This window comes from Pseudomonas sp. WS 5410 (genome assembly GCF_012985645.1).
In the GTDB taxonomy this organism is placed as follows: domain Bacteria; phylum Pseudomonadota; class Gammaproteobacteria; order Pseudomonadales; family Pseudomonadaceae; genus Aquipseudomonas; species Aquipseudomonas shahriarae.
Genome location: NZ_JAAQWS010000007.1, coordinates 213,168 through 228,982 on the forward strand (window position 1 = coordinate 213,168; position 15,815 = coordinate 228,982).

Below are 15,815 nucleotides of genomic sequence, written 5' to 3' on the forward strand. Positions count from 1 at the left end.
GGGCTATAAGCCACCACCTTCGCGAACAACAAGGAATGAGCAGTGAAAAAACTCGTTAGCGCTTCGCTCCTGGCCGCCGGCCTTGCACTGTCTATTGGCGCCCAGGCCGCCTCGACCACCCTGCTCAACGTCTCGTATGACGTGATGCGTGACTTCTACAAGGACTACAACGCCGCGTTCCAGAAGCACTGGCAAGCCGAACACCCGAACGACAAGCTGACCTTGCAGATGTCCTTCGGCGGTTCCAGCAAACAGGCGCGCTCGGTCATCGACGGCCTGCCGGCTGACGTGATCACCATGAACATGGCCACCGACATCAACGCCCTGGCGGACAACGGCAAACTGGTGCCCGACAACTGGGTCACCCGCCTGCCGAACAACAGCGCGCCATTCACTTCCGCCACCGTATTTATCGTACGCAAGGGCAACCCCAAGGCCCTGAAAGACTGGCCGGACCTGCTCAAGGATGGCGTACAGGTGATCGTGCCCAACCCCAAGACTTCCGGTAACGGGCGCTACACCTACCTGTCGGCCTGGGGCTATGTGCTGAAGAACGGCGGCGATGAAAACAAGGCCAAGGACTTTGTCGGCAAGCTGTTCAAGCAGGCACCGGTGCTCGATACCGGTGGCCGTGCCGCGACCACCACGTTCATGACCAACCAGATCGGCGACGTGCTGGTGACCTTTGAAAACGAAGCGGAAATGATTGCCCGTGAGTTCGGCCGCGATCAGTTCGAAGTGGTTTACCCAAGCGTTTCCGCTGAAGCCGAGCCGCCGGTGTCGGTGGTCGACAAAGTGGTCGAGAAGAAAGGCACCCGTGCGGTGGCCGATGACTACCTGAAATACCTGTGGTCGGCCGAAGGCCAGGAAATTGCCGCCAACAACTACCTGCGTCCACGTGACCCAGCGGTGCTGGCCAAATACACCGACCGTTTCCCGAAAGTTGACTTCCTCTCGGTAGAGAAGACTTTTGGCGACTGGCGCACCGTGCAGAAAACCCACTTCAATGATGGCGGGGTCTTCGACCAGATCTACAACGGTCAATAACTGACAAAACTCGTTCAAAAAATGTGGGAGCGGGCTTGCCCGCGATAGCGGTGTATCAGCCAGGTATTTCTAACCTGACACGCCGCCATCGCGGGCGAGCCCGCTCCCACATTAGGTTCTGCGCAAGGCATTAATGCCAGGCATGACTGAAATCATCAGTAACACTTTACCCCCTCCCTCGCCTACCCTTTAACCTTCACGCCATCCTTCCCCGTTTTAACGAGAACACCATGACCGCTACCTCACCCGCTACCGCCACCATGACCCGTGGCATGGTGCTGCTGTTTGCGTTCTGCTGCGGCGCCATCGTCGCCAACATCTACTACGCACAACCGATCATTGAGTTGATTGCCCCGGACATCGGCCTGACACCCGCCATGGCCAGCCTGATCGTGTCCCTGACCCAGATTGGCTATGCCCTGGGCCTATTCTTCCTGGTGCCGCTGGGCGACCTGCTGGAAAACCGTCGGCTGATGATCATCACCACCGTGGTCGCCATCGCCAGCCTGTTGGGTGCAGCCTTCACCAAAGAACCGAACCTGTTCCTGTTGGTGTCGTTGCTGATTGGCTTCAGCTCGGTATCAGTGCAGATCCTGATTCCCCTGGCCGCGCACTTGGCACCTGCCGAGTCCCGTGGCCGGGTGGTGGGCAGCATCATGGGTGGCCTGTTGCTGGGCATCCTGCTGGCACGGCCGGTGTCCAGCCTGGTGGCGGACCACTTCGGCTGGCGGGCGATGTTCATGGCCGCAGCCGCGATGATGGCCATTATCAGCGTGGTGCTGTTGTTGACCGTACCCAAACGCCAGCCGGACCACAGTGCCAGCTATGGCCAGTTGTTGCGCTCGTTGGCCACCCTGCTGCGCGAGCAACCGTTGCTGCGCCAACGGGCGTTCTACCAGGGTTGCCTGTTCGCTGCCTTCAGCCTGTTCTGGACCGCCGTGCCCCTGGAACTCTCACGCAACCACGGCTTGAGCCAGAGCCAGATCGCCCTGTTTGCCCTGGTCGGTGCCCTCGGCGCCATCGCAGCACCGATCAGTGGGCGCCTGGCAGACGCCGGCCATACCCACCGCGCTTCGTTGCTGGCCATGTTGCTGGCGGCCCTGAGTTTTCTACCGGCGCTGGTACATCCGGCCTACAGTGTCATCGGCTTGATGGTCACGGGCGTGGTCCTGGACTTCTGCGTGCAGATGAATATGGTCCTCGGCCAGCGCACCATCTATGCCCTCGACGCCCACAGCCGCAGCCGCTTGAACGCGCTGTACATGACCAGCATCTTCATCGGTGGCGCCTTTGGCTCGGCGATTGCCAGCAGTGTGTATGAACACGGCGGCTGGCTTGGGGTGATCCTGGTGGGTAGCGCGTTCCCGTTGGTGGCCTTGCTGCGCTTCTTGAGTGTGTCCAGGGGCGCGTCGACCGTAAGAGCCTGAACCCATCAGGTGCCAACCCTCACCTACCGATGCCCTTGCCCTGCCTGGCCCTTGTCAAATAACCGAATGAGCCCCTGCAACAGCATGAGGGTACTCTGGAGCACACTCGTCAAGATCGCGAGTAGGGATTCAGCGGGAGCGGGTGCCGGCATAGGCGGTGGGGTCGGAGTCGGGGGCGGCACAGGGGTTGGCGCCGGGGTGGGTAAGGGGACGGGTCCGGGGGTTGGCGTCGGTCCTCCCGTCACGATATCGGTGGCTTGGATTTTACCGGCAGTGGTCAACAGCAAGTCAGGTTTGCCGCTACCGTTCATATCAATCGCCAGACTGCCACGCCCTGTACGCGCGTCATAACCCAGCACGGCATTGCCTGGCTGCCCATTGAATTGACTGGAGAAGTTGAGGTGTTTGATACCGGCTTCTCTCAAGGCGCCAGAAACGTCGACTTTGTCGGTGCCGCTGGTGAAATCCTCGATCAGGTCGGGGTTCTGCGGCGTGGATTCACTGGCCTTGTCGTAGACGAAGATGTCCGCCCCGCCGCCTCCGCGCAGCTTGTCTGCCCCCCTGCCCCCCTTGAGGCGATTGTCTGCATCATTGCCGGTCAGCACATCATTGCCTGCACCGCCGACGGCATTTTCCAGGGTCACGCCCTTGGCGATGGAAACATTACCTTTCATTCCCCCGACGTCCGAGAATGATTGCGCATTGAGGTTGATGTTTTGGTCCCGGGAATAGCCGGAGAAATCCAGGGTGTCATTACCGCCGCCGTCCCAGACACAAAAAACCGCTGAATCCGCAGCGCTCTTGATGCTCAGTACGTCACGCCCGGTATTGGAGTTGAACCCATAGGTCGTGTCTGTGTTGCGGGTAGTGTGGTTGGCACCATAAAGACGCTGAACCGCCGCGATGTCATACATCATGGGCGCCGAGGGCATCCGCCCCTTGAAGTCATGACCCGCGTTCTTGTGCTCTGCCCAATAACTCATGATCGTACCGGCCCGGGTGTCCTGCGCAAACTTCGCATCCCGCTCGTACGATCCGCCACCGTTGTAGTCACCGGGATGCGCCAGCCCCAGGCAATGGCCTATCTCGTGAACCATCGTGGTGTGGAAGTAACTCCCCTCCTTGGGCGCATGTGAGGCACGCCGTGTACCGATCGTGGCTTTCGCCGCGGGATTGTGCCGTGTCGGCCCCCATGCCACGCCACTTTCCATGCGATGAGAGCCGGACACCTCTATAGATCCATCCGTCTTGCGGGCGTTCTCATGAAAACTGATGTTGGCCACGTCTTGCCAAGCCTCCATGGCCCGGCGAGCACAGGTTTTCTGCTGCTCGGTGAACCCCTGGAGCTTGTAGGAAACCTGCGTCTTGCCGTCCCCGTCCCGATCGTTAAAACGCGTACCGCTGCGCGTAAGATGCCCGGCAACCTGATCAGTACTGAGGGAGCGTTTCCCACGGGCAGACATGGGTTCCCTGGACGGCCCGTGCATGCCTTCAGGACAGCAGCCAGGATGAGCAGCAGTGTTGTTGATTTGACTCATGGCGATCTCCGATTCGATTAATAACTGGGATATCAGGGTCCAACTGCGCCGCCTTTCATCGCAGAAAGCCGTCTCGGTCCCCGTCATCCGTGCCTAATCTTTCATGCAGGAAATCGCCCCGCCACCGGGGCTTTGAGTCTTATTGAAACGCTTTGGCCGCTTGTTCGGTTTACTGACAAAACACATGGATCCTTACAATCCCCAAGGGTTATGCCGTCTTGAAAAAGCCCATTCAACTTGCTGATGGCCCTTGGAAAACGCAAAAAAGACACACGTTTCTTAATCCAAATCCTCGCCGTCCCACGAAATATCCGCTCTACATTTTAGCTTCGACGCCCCACCACCGAACTCACCGTTTTCAAGAGCGCACCAACTTCTCCAGCGCCGCATCCGCCAGGAATGACGAGCGGCTTTTGACCTTGTGTTCGCGCACATAACGGTCAATACGCTGGATCACATACCCCGGCAACGTGACATTGACCTTCTCGGTCTTGCCCAGGTAAGGCGAGATATCGAGCTCGAGCATCCCCCAGCCCATCCCGGCGTACTCCTCATTGCCGTGGTGCGTCGCCACCGAGGTCGGCATCGGAATCGCGCGGCCTTCGCCAGCCAGCTCCTGCAACAGGATGTGAGCCACTTCGACGGCGGCGTTGTAAGCCTCTTCAAAACTGTCCCCGGCCGTCACCGCGCCTGGAATATCGGGGATCTGGATACCGGTGGCGGTAAAGTCATCGCCCCATTCGATACAGATTGGGTATTGCATGAATATTCTCCTGAAAAAACCGACCTAGAACGAAAACAACCCAGCACGTTGCCGGATACTTCGCACGGTGCCCAAGGGCAGATCCTTCTTGGGATGGGGCACCGGTATCGTGTACGGGTTATAGCGATGGGTGAAAATGTGATGACTGCCCGTGACCCGATCCAACACCCAGCCCGCCTCTTGCAGTTCCTTGATCAATAGCCTGCTTTGCACCACAGCCTCCTTGCTCCGGCCCGAACAAAAATAACTCCAGAGTTATCTTTACTCAAGCACAGATTTTTCAGAGCAGACTGACGGTTGTTTTGCCGGATATTGAAAAGCCCCAGGCATGGAGCTAAAGCACCCGCCCATCCCAGCCCACCGTCACATGCGGTGGCAGTTCACCGCGATGCTGCAACAGCCAGGCATCCAGGGTGTGCCCGACGTGGGTCAGCACGCCAAGCTCGGCGCCGCACGCGTCGATGCATTGCAGGGCCAGGGTCAGGTCATTGTGATTGCGCGGCGCCTGGGGTTGCGGTGGCATGGAGCAGTCGATGACCAGTACGTCCAGAGGCTCGCGCCGCAACCAGTCGAGGGTCGCCGGGGGCAGGCCCGTGGTGTCGGTCAGGTAGGCCAGGCGCCGTCCCTGCCCTTGCAGCAGGTAGCCGAAGGTCGGCTTGGAATGTTGCAGGGGCAACGCGGTGACCGTCAGCTCGCCAAACTGGCGGGTCTCGAACTCGGCGAAGGGCTGGCTGAAATCGAGGATGCCGGGATGCTTGTAGAGGTCCGACAGGCCCTCGGGGTCTGCCGGGCCATGCACCGGAATGATCAGGCCCTGGCCCCAGCGCAGGTGCAGCAGGCCCTGGGCGTGATCGGCATGGTAGTGGGTCTGCAGAATGCCGTTGAAGCTGCGTGGCGGGAAACGCTCGGTGAGGTCCGTCAGCCCGCTGTCGATCAACCAGCGTTGCTCACCGCACTCGATCAGCGCGCTGCACTCGCGGCGGCGCAGGCGTTCATCGCTGCGCGCCAGGGTGCAGGCCGCGCATTCGCAGCCATACACCGGGACTTGGCGGGCGTCGCCGGTGCCCAGCAGGGTCAGGCGCATGCCGAGTGCCCCTCCTCCAGGCAATCGAGCAACCGGGCGACGGTATGCACCAACGGCCCGGAGTTATCCAGCAGGAACACACCAGGCGCTGCCTGCAGGCTGTCGCTGAACTGCGCATTGCGCGCCAGGCGCGCGTCGATGTCTGCCACCGACTCACGGCCCCGCGCCAGCAAACGCTGGCGCAACACCGCCTGGTCCACCGTCAGCAGCACCACCAACAGCGTCGGATAACGTGCGCGGGTCTGCGCCAGGTGGCCACGGGAGCCATTGACCAGCACATCGTCGCCGGCCGCCAGCCAGTCGTCGATCTGCCGTGGAATGCCATAAGACAGGCCATTGGCATGCCAACTGAGGGCAAAGCCGCCCTCGGCTTGCAGCGCGGCGAATTGCGCGGGGCTTACACCCTGGGCGGCCTCGCCCACCGCTTCCGCCGAACGAGTGATGACCCGTCGCACGATGCGGCAACCGCGCTCGGCCAATGGCCCGCGCGCGGCTTCCAACAGGCTGTCCTTGCCCGAACCCGATGGCCCGATGAGATAGATCAACCTGCCCACCATCAAAACACCCTCTTGGCTTGTCGCCAGACTTGTTGGACTACCGGCAGCCCGCCCTGGGCCCTGGCTTGCACCAGGTCCGCACGCAGGCCGACGGCAATTTCCCCGCGATCCTTGATGCCCGCCGCCTGTGCAGGGGCCAGGCTGATCATCTTGATCGCCTGGGGCAGATCGCAGTCATTGTCCTGGGCCGCCAGGGCAAAGGCCGCTGGCAACAGGCTGGCCGGGTAGTAGTCACTGGAAAGTATATCCAGCAATCCTTCAGCAGCCAGGCCGGCGGCGGCCACATTACCCGAGTGGGAACCGCCGCGCACCACGTTCGGCGCGCCCATCAGCACTTTCATCCCCAGTTGCCGGCAACCGCGCGCCGCTTCCAGGGTGGTGGGGAACTCGGCGATGTTCATGCCATAGCGCGCCGACTCCTCGACATGGGCCAGGGTCGCGTCGTCATGGCTGGCCACCGACAGGCCACGCGCCAGGCAATGCTCGACGATCGCGGCGCGGTAGCGGTCGCTGTAGGCCTTGGAGTTGGCCATTTGCAACAGCACGAACGCGTCCATGGTTTCATCATTCAAATGGTATTTGCCCATGTAGTACTCGCGGTACTTGGACTCCAGCACAAACTGGCGCTGGCCCGGCGAGTGGTCCATCACCGACACCAGTTGCACCAGCGGGTTTTCCACCAGATCGCGGAACACACTCAAGGTGTCCGGGTGGCACAGCTCGCAACGCAGGTGCAGGCGGTGTTCGGCGCGGGTCAGGCCGGCTTCCTGCGTCGAGGCAATGGCATTGAGCATCGCCGGCAGCTTCTGCATGCGATTGCCCTTGGGGTTCACGTCGCCGATGGACACCGCATCGAACACCGTGGTGATACCGGCCGCGATGATCTGCGCGTCATGGCTGAGCACGGCCGAGGTCGATGGCCAGTCCACGCCGGGGCGCGGGGTCATGTGTTTTTCCAGATTGTCGGTGTGCAACTCCACCAGCCCCGGCAGCAGGAAATCACCGCCCAGGTCCTGGGCGTGGGGTAACTGGCTGCGGCCTTCGGCGAGGTCAACAATCACCCCGTCACGCAGCAGCACACTGCCGAGAAATACACGATCAGCAGTGACCAGTTGGGCATTGCTGAGGATCTGTTCAGCGGGCATCGGCGTAGTCCTCGTCGGTAATCACAGCGGGCGTCATGTCCAAATGGCGGTCAGCCACCGCCTCACGGGCGGCACGGTCATGGAAGATGCCAATCAGTGCGGCACCGCCGGCCTTGGCTTCGTTGATCAGTTCCAGGACAACCTGACGGTTGCGGTCATCCAGGGAGGCCGTCGGCTCGTCGAGCAACATCACCGGCCAGGCCACCATGAAGCCGCGCGCGATATTGACCCGCTGCTGCTCGCCCCCGGAGAAGGTGCCCGGCGCCAACTGCCACAGGCGCCGGGGGATATTCAGGCGCGCCAGCAAATGCTCGGCACGGGCCTGGGCGTCAGCCTTCGTCCAGCCACGGGCCAGCGCGGGCTCCATCACCACATCCAGGCAGGCGACCCGTGGGATCACCCGCAAAAACTGGCTGACATAGCCCAGGGTCTGCTGGCGTACCTCGAGAACCTCCCGGGGGGCAGCGCCCACCAGCTCCAGCCACTGACCGGCATGGCGCACGCGGATGCTGCCCCCGGCCGGCAGGTAGTTGCCATACAAGGTGCGCAGCAAGGTGCTTTTACCCGCACCGGACTGGCCGTGCAGCACCAGGCATTCACCGCCCTGCACGCTGAACGCCACCCCGCGCAGCACGTTGAGCACCACGCCGTTCTGCTGGTGCAAGGTGAAGGTTTTCGAGAGGTCACGGACCTCGATCAAGGCATTCGTCATGGCTGCAATACCGAAGACACCAGCAGTTGAGAGTAAGGGTGCTGTGGATCGTCGAGGATCTGATCCGTCAGCCCGGTTTCCACCACCCGCGAGCGGCGCATCACGATCAGGCGATCGGCCAGCAGGCGCGCCACCGCCAGGTCATGGGTGACGATCACCACCGCCAGGTCCAGCTCACGTACCAGGCCGCGCAGCAGGTCGAGCAGGCGCGCCTGCACCGACACGTCCAGGCCACCGGTGGGCTCATCCATAAACACCAGGCGCGGGCTGGAAACGAGGTTGCGGGCGATTTGCAGGCGCTGCTGCATGCCGCCAGAGAAGGTGCGCGGCAGGTCGTCGATGCGCTGCGGGTCGATCTCCACCTGGCCCAGCCAGTCCAGGCCGGCGCCACGCAGTTGCTGGTAATTGCGCACGCCCTGGGCCATCAGGCGCTCGCCAATGTTGGCGCCGGCCGACACGCCCATGCGCAGGCCGTCGCGGGGGTTCTGTTCAACGAAGCCCCATTCGGTGCGCAGCAAAGTGCGGCGTTCGGCTTCGCTGGCGCTGTAGAGGTCCAGCCATTCGCCGTCCTTGCTGCGATAGCCGACGCTGCCGGCCTGGGGCGGCAAGCGCCCGCTCAGCAGCGAGAGCAAGGTGGATTTACCCGAACCGGACTCGCCGACAATCCCCAGCACCTCACCGGGGTACAGATCAAAACTCACGTCCTGACAGCCCTTCTCCAGGCCGTACAGCAGGGACAGGTCGCGCACTTGCAATAAGGGCTGGCTCACTGGTTGTTCTCCTTGACCCGTTGGGCGCAGTACCAGGTGTCGGAACACACAAAACTCTGGGTGCCGGCGTCGTCGAGGATCAGTTCATCGAGGAACGAGTCATGGCTACCGCAGATGGCGCAGTGGTGGTCCCACGTCTGCACTTCAAAGGGGTGATCCTCGAAGTCCAGGCTGCTGACCTGGGTGTACGGCGGCACCGCGTACAGGCGCTTTTCGCGGCCGGCACCGAACAGCATCAGCGCCGGGCTCATGTCGAGTTTCGGGTTGTCGAATTTGGGGATCGGCGAAGGGTCCATCACATAGCGCTCGTCGACCATCACCGGGTAGGCATAAGCGGTGGCGATATGGCCGAAGGTGGCGATGTCTTCGTAGAGTTTTACGTGCATCACCCCATAGTCGTTGAGGGCGTGCATGGTGCGGGTCTCGGTTTCCGAGGGCTCGATAAAGCGCAGCGGCTCGGGGATCGGCACTTGGTAGACCATGATCTGCCCGGCCTGCAGCGGGGTTTCCGGGATGCGGTGGCGGGTCTGGATCACTGTGGCGTCGGGGGTGGCTTCGGTGGTGGCGATACCGGCGGTGCGCGCAAAAAAGCGCCGGATGGACACGGCGTTGGTGGTGTCGTCGGCGCCCTGGTCGATGACCTTGAGCACGTCGTCGGCACCGAGGATCGCCGCCGTCAATTGCATGCCGCCGGTGCCCCAACCATAGGGCAGCGGCATCTCGCGACCACCGAACGGCACTTGGTAACCGGGAATCGCCACGGCCTTGAGCAAGGCGCGACGGATCATGCGTTTGGTCTGTTCGTCGAGGTAGGCGAAGTTGTAGGCGGCGTCATTCATGGCGGGTGCCCTCGGCCGGTTGGCGCAGTTTGCGGATCAGTTCCAGTTCGGCCTGGAAGTCCACGTAGTGAGGCAATTTGAGGTGCGAGACAAAACCGGCGGCCTCAACGTTGTCGCAGTGGGCCAGCACGAATTCTTCGCGCTGGGCCGGCGAGACAATCTCTTCGCTGTACTCCTCGGCACGCAGCGAGCGGTCCACCAGGGCCATGCCCATGGCCTTGCGCTCGGCATGCCCGAACGCCAGGCCATAGCCGCGGGTGAACTGCGCCAACTCGGTGGCCGAGCCGACAAACTGGTTGACCATCTCGCACTCGGTGACTTCGATGCTGCCCAGGCAGATGGCAAAGCCCAGTTCTTCAGGATCGATCCATACCTCGACTTCACCGATGCGAATCTCCCCGGCAAACGGGTGATTGCGCCCATAGCCACGCTGGGTCGAATAGCCCAGCGCCAACAAAAAACCTTCATCGCCGCGAGCCAGGGCCTGCAGGCGCTCGGCACGGCTGGCAGGGAACTCCAGCGGGTTGCGGGTGATATCAGCGACGCTGGCGTGGTCGTCGGCTTCGTGCTTGATCAAGCCCTCTTTGGCCAGCAACCCCAGCACCCGTGGACACGGTTCGAGGCGCGCATCCGCCGTGGTCTGCGGGCCTGGATACTCACCCTCGGCCAGCAGCGCGAAATCCAGCAGGCGATGGGTGTAATCGAAGGTCGGGCCGAGCAACTGGCCGCCGGGCACGTCCTTGAAGGTGGCTGACAACCGTCGGCTCAACGACATCTGCGCGGTGTCGATCGGCAGGCTCGGGCTGAAGCGCGGCAATGTAGTGCGGTAGGCGCGCAGCAGGAAGATCGCTTCTACCAGGTCCCCCGCCGCCTGCTTGATCGCCAGTGCCGCCAGTTCTTCGTCGTACAGCGAGCCTTCACTCATCACCCGCGCCACGGCCAGGGGCAGTTGCTGGCGGATCTGCTCGACACTCAGTTCGGGAACCCCCGTATCGCCCCGGCGTTTTTTCGCCAGCAGGCGGTGGGCATTGTCGATGGCCTGTTCGCCACCCTTGACGGCTACGTACATCAGGCGTGCTCCTGTGTGATGCGGCTGCTGCGCGGCAGGCCGAGCAGGTGATGGCCGGCGCTGAACAACACGTCCAGGCCACGGGGGAAGGCCTCGCGGCGCTGGCGCTCCAACCAGAAAGCCGACGGCACCGGCACCTGCACCCGGCACTGGGCCTGGATGCCCGGGCCGCGCCAGAGCAAGGCGCGCCCGGCCTCCAGGTCGCTAAGCTGGACCAGCAAGGTGCAGGACTGGTCGGGGTAGCGATCATTGCCGTGATCGAAGCCGCTGAGGTCGAGCAGGTCCGGCTCGCCGAGCAAGGCAAACGCGGCCTCCTCCCGACGCGCAACCAACGGGCAGCCACAGTGGAAGGCCAGGTTGGCGCGGATCAGTGGCGTGTCGAACGCCGGTGCCAGCCATAGCGGCGTGTCGACATCCAGCAGCGCCAGGCACAAGGCATAGGTGGCGGGCGCCAGGCCATCGAGGTGCGGGGCTGCCGGCAGGTGCTGGATCAAACCCGGTTCGGCCAAGGCCTTGAGCGCCGCGCGAAAGCTGCGCTGGGCATCCAGCACCGGGTCGACAAACGCCGGCTGCAATAATTGAGCGTGCATCAGTTTTCTCCTCGCACCAGGGTGAAGAACTCGACCTTGGTCGCCGCAGTGTCGGCTTCTTTTTGCGCGCGGCGCCGGGCTTGGGCCTGGGCCAGTGCGCTGATCAAATCGCTGAGCCACGGGCTCGGTTGCGCGTTTTGCAGATGGGCATCGGCCAGGGCCGCCAGTTCGGCGTGGACCTTGTCGCGCCCGGCCAGGTAGCTGTAGCCGGTGCGGCCATCGGCCAGGCGCACCACACAGCGGGTCACCGTCATTTCACCGACGTTGAATGGCGCGCCATTGCCACCCATGCGCCCACGCACCAGGGTCATGCCGATTTCCGGGGCGCGGATCAGTTGGTACTCGGCGTCCTTCAATGCCGCTTCGTGGGGTTGCAATTCATTGAGCTGGGCGCGGGCAAGTACGCCAATCCAATGCTGACGCGGGGACAGATTCATCGGGGTCTCCATCAAGTCACCACCTGGTACTGGAAGCGATCCGAACGGCTGGTGGACTGCGCCAGCTCCACCGGGCGGCCATCGCGATCGCGGGAAAGGGTGAATACCGTGAGTGCCGGCAGATGCCGGGGCATCATCAGCAGCGCGGCTTCGTCGCGGTTGGGCAAGCGCGCACCGATCAGGCTCTGGGTGCGGGTCAACGGCAGGTCGCGCTCGCGCAGGTACTGACGCAGGGAGCCGCCGTTGTAATCCGCCAGCAACGGCGCGTGGCTGGCGCAGTAGCGATGACGGATCAGGCTGACGGGCTGCTGGTCGAGCTTGCGCAGGGTTTGCAGCTCGATCATCGGCGCCATTTCGGCGATGCCCAGGTGCTGCGCTTCTTCGCGGCTGGCGTAGCAGTAGCGGCGCTTGAGCAGCAGCGCCTGCACGCCATGGCCCTGGGCCGACAGCGATTGGCTGTAGGCGGTGTCGGCGCCCATCGGGTAAATCAGCGGCCGGTCCAGCACCTGCGTGCCTTTGCCCTGCTGGCGCAGCAGGCTGCCTTCGAACACCAGCTCATCAATGGCGCGGCGCAGGGTGTGGCGGTTGACGCCAAAGCGCTCGGCCAACTGCACTTCGCCCGGCAGGAACTCCCCGGCCTGGTAGCCGCTGAGTTCACGGCGCAGGATATCGGCGAGTTCGCGGTACACCGGTTCATCTTGTCTAGACAACTGCATGCTTTAAAAAAAGCGCCCGCAGGCACCCCTCCAAGGTCAGATAAACCGCTTGCGCAGGCGTTGGGACAGCACGTCGATCAGGCTCACCACCACGATGATCACCAGCAGCACCGCGCAGGTCTGTACGAACTGGAAGGCGCGGATGTTCTCCCACAGGATCACGCCGATGCCGCCAGCGCCGACCATGCCCACCACCGTCGCCGAGCGCACATTGGCCTCGAAGCGGTACAGCGCGTAGCTCACCCACAGCGGCATGACTTGCGGGATCACGCCATAGATCACCTCTTGCAAGGCGCTGGCACCGGTGGCGCGTACACCTTCCACGGGGCCGGGGTCGATGGCCTCGACGGCTTCGGCAAACAGCTTGGCGAGTACCCCGGTGGTGCTGATCCACAGGGCCAGTACCCCGGCAAATGGACCAAGGCCGACCGCCACCACGAACAACATGGCGAACACCATTTCGTTGATCGAGCGGAAGGCATCCATCACCCGGCGCAGGGGTTGGTGAATCCACCAGGGCGTGATGTTGTCGGCGCAGAGGATGCCCAGGGGCACCGAGCAGACAATCGCCAGCACCGTGCCCCACAGGGCGATTTGCACGGTGACGATCATTTCCTTGAGGTAGGAGCGCCACTCGTGGAAGTCCGGCGGGAAGAAGTCAGCGGCGAAGGTCGCCATGTTTCCCGAATCGCGGTACAGCGCCAGCGGGTTCATTTCCGCGCCTTTCCAGGCCCAGGCCAGCAGCACCAGGAACAGGCCCCAGCCGAGGTATTGCGGCCAGGTTCTTTTACCCACGGCTTCAGCGTGCAAGGTCGTCATGGATCACTCTCGATAATTACTGGAGCGGGGCCTATGGGGGAACCCGCTTGTGTGGGAGCTATGTGTGTGTGGGAGCGGGCTTGCTCGCGAAAGCGGTGGGTCAGTCAACATCAATGTTTGCTGGGCCGACGTCTTCGCGAGCAAGCCCGCTCCCACATTTGATCTTCGTTGCTTTGAGCATTGCGTTCGCTTAACTGATCGGCATCAGGGCAAGCCCGCTCCCACATAGGCCCAGCTCCAACAGGGGGTTAGCCGTTGGCGTCGGGTTTCTTGTCCAGCTCGCTCAGGCGCTGCTGCAGCGTGGCCAGGTCGGCGTCGATCTGCGCCAGCTTCTTGGCTTTATCCGCCTCGGCCAACTTGCTGTCGGCGCTGATGGTGGTGCGCTGCTTGAACAGCTCCAACTGGCGGATCGGCAGCAACTGGTCGTCGTTGGACGCGAGGAACTTGCCCAATTGCATGTTCTTCAACACCGCTTTCTCTGCCTCGGTGTCACCGTAGTTGGCAAAGAAATCGCGGATCTTGGTCTTCTCACTGTCAGTCAGGGCCTTGCTCCACACCATCGGGTCGGCGGGGATCAGCGGCGACTTCCAGATCACCTTGAGTTGCGCGGCCTTGTCCGGCTGGGTCACTTCCAGGCGGTCCCAGCTTTCGGTGTTGAAGGTAGCCACGTCCAACTGCCCCTTGGCCACGCTCAGTGCGTTGACTTCATGACTGGAGTTGAGGGTGCGCTTGAAGGCGGTGCCGGCATCCACGTTGTTCTTGGCGAACACGTAGTAGCCCGGCACCAGGTAGCCGGAGGTGGAGTTTGGGTCGCCATTGCCGAAGGTCAGGTTCTTGGCGTTCTTGAGCATGTCTTCGACGGAGTTGAGCGGGCTGTCCTTGCGTACGATCAGCAGGCTCCAGTAGCCGGCGGCGCCGTTGGCGGCAGCGGTCTGGGCGAAGATCTCGCCGTTGGAGCGGTCCACCGCCTCCATCGCTGCCTTGTTGCCGAGCCAGGCCACATCGACCTTGTTGAAGCGCATGCCCTGGATCAGGCCAGCGTAGTCGGAGGCGAAGGTGGCGTTGATGGTCAGGCCGGTCTTCTTGTGCATGTCATCGAGGAACGGCTGCCAGATGCTCTTGAGGTTCTGCGAAGACTCGGTGGACATGATGCCGAAGTTGATGGCCTTGTCAGCGGCCTGGGCATTGCCCAAGGCGACGCTGGCCAACAACACGGCAGACAGGAAAACATGACCGATACGGTTCAACATACAGGCGACTCCTAGGGATCGTGAATGGAGGTTCAAGCGCGGGCCAGGGCCAGGCGCTGGGGAAGTTCGGAACGGCGCGGCGGTTCGGAAAACATCAGGCTGGTGTCGACGTCGGCACCGTACAGATCGTTGAGGAACTGGCTGCTCATCTCGCGGCCCTGCCCGTCGAAATGAATGCGCCCGCCCTTGAGCGCCACGGCCCGTGGGCAATAACGCATGGCGTAATCGACTTGATGCAGGGTCACGACTACAGTCTTGCCGTCGCGGCGGTTGATATCGGCGAGGATCTCCATGACCTTGCGCGCAGACTCCGGGTCCAGGGAGGCAATCGGCTCGTCGGCCAGGATCACTTCGGCACGCTGGGTCAAGGCCCGGGCAATCGCCACGCGCTGCTGCTGGCCACCGGACAGGGTCGAGGCCCGCTGCTGGGCGAGGTCCGCCAGGCCAACCCGCGCCAGGGACTCCATGGCACATTGCTTTTCCTCGGCATTGAACAACCCGAGGTTGCCGCGCCAGCGCGGCATGCGGCCCAGGCAACCAAGCAGCACGTTGTCGATCACACTCAGGCGATTGACCAGGTTGAACTGCTGGAAGATATAGCCAATATCCGCGCGCAACCGCCGCACCTTGCCATTCAACCGCCCACTGGCCTGCACCTCTCGGCCCAGCACCTTGACGCTGCCGCCGTTGCCCTTGTCGCAACAGGCCAGCCCCGCAAGGTGGCGCAACAACGTGGACTTGCCGGAACCGGATGCACCGATCAGGGCGACCATCTCGCCGCTGGCGATGGTGAGTTCGAGGTCGACCAGCGCGGTTTTCTTCGCAAAGGTCTTGTTCAGGCGATCGACATGGATAGCGGGAGTCATGGGCTTCTCTGTCTGGTTTGAACAGCCTTGCGTGGCTGCGTTTGAGTTCAAACGACAGTAGGCGCGGGAGGTGTCAGGGCTATGACTTGCACATGACTGCAGGAGGGCGGTTTGATGAAAGTTTTATGAAAGGTTGGAACAACTGAAGGACAATTCCCATGCATATGAGGATCGCTCCCATGCTCC

Annotated in this window: 18 protein-coding genes; 2 read left to right on the top strand and 16 right to left on the bottom strand. The window is 62.6% G+C overall.

The genetic code is table 11. The annotated features are described in order from the left end of the window. Positions 1 to 42: 42 nt before the first annotated feature. Together HBO24_RS13180 and HBO24_RS13185 are read left to right on the top strand one after the other, a co-directional pair. Positions 43 to 1,047 (top strand): sulfate ABC transporter substrate-binding protein, encoded by a 1,005-nt coding sequence (locus tag HBO24_RS13180; RefSeq protein WP_057438843.1) that lies wholly within the window; start codon positions 43 to 45, stop codon positions 1,045 to 1,047. Positions 1,048 to 1,277: 230 nt separating this feature from the next. Further along, entirely contained in the window at positions 1,278 to 2,474 is a 1,197-nt protein-coding gene (locus tag HBO24_RS13185) for an MFS transporter (RefSeq protein WP_057438842.1), read from the top strand. Between the two features lie 23 nt (positions 2,475 to 2,497). Here the strand turns inward: HBO24_RS13185 and HBO24_RS13190 are convergent, their stop codons facing one another. The 16 genes from HBO24_RS13190 to phnC all read right to left on the bottom strand — a co-directional run bounded on the left by HBO24_RS13190 (position 2,498) and on the right by phnC (position 15,629). After that, positions 2,498 to 4,099 (bottom strand): M10 family metallopeptidase C-terminal domain-containing protein, encoded by a 1,602-nt coding sequence (locus tag HBO24_RS13190; RefSeq protein WP_262153308.1) that lies wholly within the window; start codon positions 4,097 to 4,099, stop codon positions 2,498 to 2,500. A 271-nt stretch (positions 4,100 to 4,370) separates the two neighbouring features. Next, the gene (locus HBO24_RS13195) at positions 4,371 to 4,775 is read right to left on the bottom strand and encodes a type II toxin-antitoxin system HicB family antitoxin (protein ID WP_057438841.1); all 405 of its coding nucleotides are present in this window, start codon (positions 4,773 to 4,775) and stop codon (positions 4,371 to 4,373) included. Between the two features lie 24 nt (positions 4,776 to 4,799). Then, the gene (locus tag HBO24_RS13200) at positions 4,800 to 4,988 is read right to left on the bottom strand and encodes a type II toxin-antitoxin system HicA family toxin (protein WP_115127685.1); all 189 of its coding nucleotides are present in this window, start codon (positions 4,986 to 4,988) and stop codon (positions 4,800 to 4,802) included. A gap of 121 nt (positions 4,989 to 5,109) precedes the next feature. Next, positions 5,110 to 5,859, bottom strand: coding sequence for a phosphonate metabolism protein PhnP (phnP, locus tag HBO24_RS13205; protein ID WP_115127684.1), 750 nt, complete (start codon positions 5,857 to 5,859; stop codon positions 5,110 to 5,112). Next, complete coding sequence (gene phnN / locus HBO24_RS13210; protein WP_057444570.1) at positions 5,850 to 6,416, bottom strand: phosphonate metabolism protein/1,5-bisphosphokinase (PRPP-forming) PhnN; 567 nt, start codon at positions 6,414 to 6,416, stop codon at positions 5,850 to 5,852. Before phnN ends, phnP begins: the two co-directional genes overlap by 10 nt. After that, the gene (locus tag HBO24_RS13215; protein ID WP_057438838.1) at positions 6,416 to 7,561 is read right to left on the bottom strand and encodes an alpha-D-ribose 1-methylphosphonate 5-triphosphate diphosphatase; all 1,146 of its coding nucleotides are present in this window, start codon (positions 7,559 to 7,561) and stop codon (positions 6,416 to 6,418) included. Before HBO24_RS13215 ends, phnN begins: the two co-directional genes overlap by 1 nt. Further along, positions 7,551 to 8,273, bottom strand: coding sequence for a phosphonate C-P lyase system protein PhnL (phnL, locus tag HBO24_RS13220; RefSeq protein ID WP_120732262.1), 723 nt, complete (start codon positions 8,271 to 8,273; stop codon positions 7,551 to 7,553). Before phnL ends, HBO24_RS13215 begins: the two co-directional genes overlap by 11 nt. After that, positions 8,270 to 9,043 carry a phosphonate C-P lyase system protein PhnK gene (gene phnK, locus HBO24_RS13225; protein ID WP_057438837.1) on the bottom strand — a complete coding sequence of 258 codons (774 nt, stop codon included), beginning with the start codon at positions 9,041 to 9,043 and terminating at the stop codon, positions 8,270 to 8,272. The genes phnL and phnK overlap by 4 nt, the downstream gene beginning before the upstream one ends. Further along, the gene (locus HBO24_RS13230; RefSeq protein WP_057438836.1) at positions 9,040 to 9,882 is read right to left on the bottom strand and encodes an alpha-D-ribose 1-methylphosphonate 5-phosphate C-P-lyase PhnJ; all 843 of its coding nucleotides are present in this window, start codon (positions 9,880 to 9,882) and stop codon (positions 9,040 to 9,042) included. Before HBO24_RS13230 ends, phnK begins: the two co-directional genes overlap by 4 nt. Further along, positions 9,875 to 10,951 (bottom strand): carbon-phosphorus lyase complex subunit PhnI, encoded by a 1,077-nt coding sequence (locus HBO24_RS13235; RefSeq protein ID WP_169961383.1) that lies wholly within the window; start codon positions 10,949 to 10,951, stop codon positions 9,875 to 9,877. Before HBO24_RS13235 ends, HBO24_RS13230 begins: the two co-directional genes overlap by 8 nt. Next, positions 10,951 to 11,541 carry a phosphonate C-P lyase system protein PhnH gene (gene phnH, locus HBO24_RS13240; protein ID WP_057438834.1) on the bottom strand — a complete coding sequence of 197 codons (591 nt, stop codon included), beginning with the start codon at positions 11,539 to 11,541 and terminating at the stop codon, positions 10,951 to 10,953. Before phnH ends, HBO24_RS13235 begins: the two co-directional genes overlap by 1 nt. Continuing rightward, positions 11,541 to 11,978 carry a phosphonate C-P lyase system protein PhnG gene (phnG, locus tag HBO24_RS13245; RefSeq protein ID WP_057438833.1) on the bottom strand — a complete coding sequence of 146 codons (438 nt, stop codon included), beginning with the start codon at positions 11,976 to 11,978 and terminating at the stop codon, positions 11,541 to 11,543. Before phnG ends, phnH begins: the two co-directional genes overlap by 1 nt. Before the next feature lie 11 nt (positions 11,979 to 11,989). Beyond that, complete coding sequence (gene phnF, locus HBO24_RS13250) at positions 11,990 to 12,694, bottom strand: phosphonate metabolism transcriptional regulator PhnF (protein WP_057438832.1); 705 nt, start codon at positions 12,692 to 12,694, stop codon at positions 11,990 to 11,992. Between the two features lie 36 nt (positions 12,695 to 12,730). Continuing rightward, complete coding sequence (gene phnE, locus HBO24_RS13255) at positions 12,731 to 13,513, bottom strand: phosphonate ABC transporter, permease protein PhnE (RefSeq protein WP_032859104.1); 783 nt, start codon at positions 13,511 to 13,513, stop codon at positions 12,731 to 12,733. A gap of 248 nt (positions 13,514 to 13,761) precedes the next feature. Next, positions 13,762 to 14,763, bottom strand: a complete 1,002-nt coding sequence (gene phnD, locus HBO24_RS13260; RefSeq protein ID WP_115127678.1) for a phosphonate ABC transporter substrate-binding protein — start codon at positions 14,761 to 14,763, stop codon at positions 13,762 to 13,764. Positions 14,764 to 14,795: 32 nt separating this feature from the next. After that, positions 14,796 to 15,629, bottom strand: coding sequence for a phosphonate ABC transporter ATP-binding protein (phnC, locus tag HBO24_RS13265; protein ID WP_057438830.1), 834 nt, complete (start codon positions 15,627 to 15,629; stop codon positions 14,796 to 14,798). Positions 15,630 to 15,815: the final 186 nt, after the last annotated feature.

Coding starts and splice junctions, on each gene's coding strand:
- phnP (WP_115127684.1), bottom strand. CDS start 5,859: ATGCGCCTGACCCTGCTGGGCACCGGCGACGCCCGCCAAGTCCCGGTG.
- HBO24_RS13230 (WP_057438836.1), bottom strand. CDS start 9,882: ATGAATGACGCCGCCTACAACTTCGCCTACCTCGACGAACAGACCAAA.
- phnH (WP_057438834.1), bottom strand. CDS start 11,541: ATGCACGCTCAATTATTGCAGCCGGCGTTTGTCGACCCGGTGCTGGAT.
- phnN (WP_057444570.1), bottom strand. CDS start 6,416: ATGGTGGGCAGGTTGATCTATCTCATCGGGCCATCGGGTTCGGGCAAG.
- phnL (WP_120732262.1), bottom strand. CDS start 8,273: ATGACGAATGCCTTGATCGAGGTCCGTGACCTCTCGAAAACCTTCACC.
- phnC (WP_057438830.1), bottom strand. CDS start 15,629: ATGACTCCCGCTATCCATGTCGATCGCCTGAACAAGACCTTTGCGAAG.
- phnF (WP_057438832.1), bottom strand. CDS start 12,694: ATGCAGTTGTCTAGACAAGATGAACCGGTGTACCGCGAACTCGCCGAT.
- HBO24_RS13185 (WP_057438842.1), top strand. CDS start 1,278: ATGACCGCTACCTCACCCGCTACCGCCACCATGACCCGTGGCATGGTG.
- HBO24_RS13195 (WP_057438841.1), bottom strand. CDS start 4,775: ATGCAATACCCAATCTGTATCGAATGGGGCGATGACTTTACCGCCACC.
- HBO24_RS13235 (WP_169961383.1), bottom strand. CDS start 10,951: ATGTACGTAGCCGTCAAGGGTGGCGAACAGGCCATCGACAATGCCCAC.
- HBO24_RS13190 (WP_262153308.1), bottom strand. CDS start 4,099: ATGACGGGGACCGAGACGGCTTTCTGCGATGAAAGGCGGCGCAGTTGG.
- phnG (WP_057438833.1), bottom strand. CDS start 11,978: ATGAATCTGTCCCCGCGTCAGCATTGGATTGGCGTACTTGCCCGCGCC.
- phnD (WP_115127678.1), bottom strand. CDS start 14,763: ATGTTGAACCGTATCGGTCATGTTTTCCTGTCTGCCGTGTTGTTGGCC.
- HBO24_RS13215 (WP_057438838.1), bottom strand. CDS start 7,561: ATGCCCGCTGAACAGATCCTCAGCAATGCCCAACTGGTCACTGCTGAT.
- phnE (WP_032859104.1), bottom strand. CDS start 13,513: ATGACGACCTTGCACGCTGAAGCCGTGGGTAAAAGAACCTGGCCGCAA.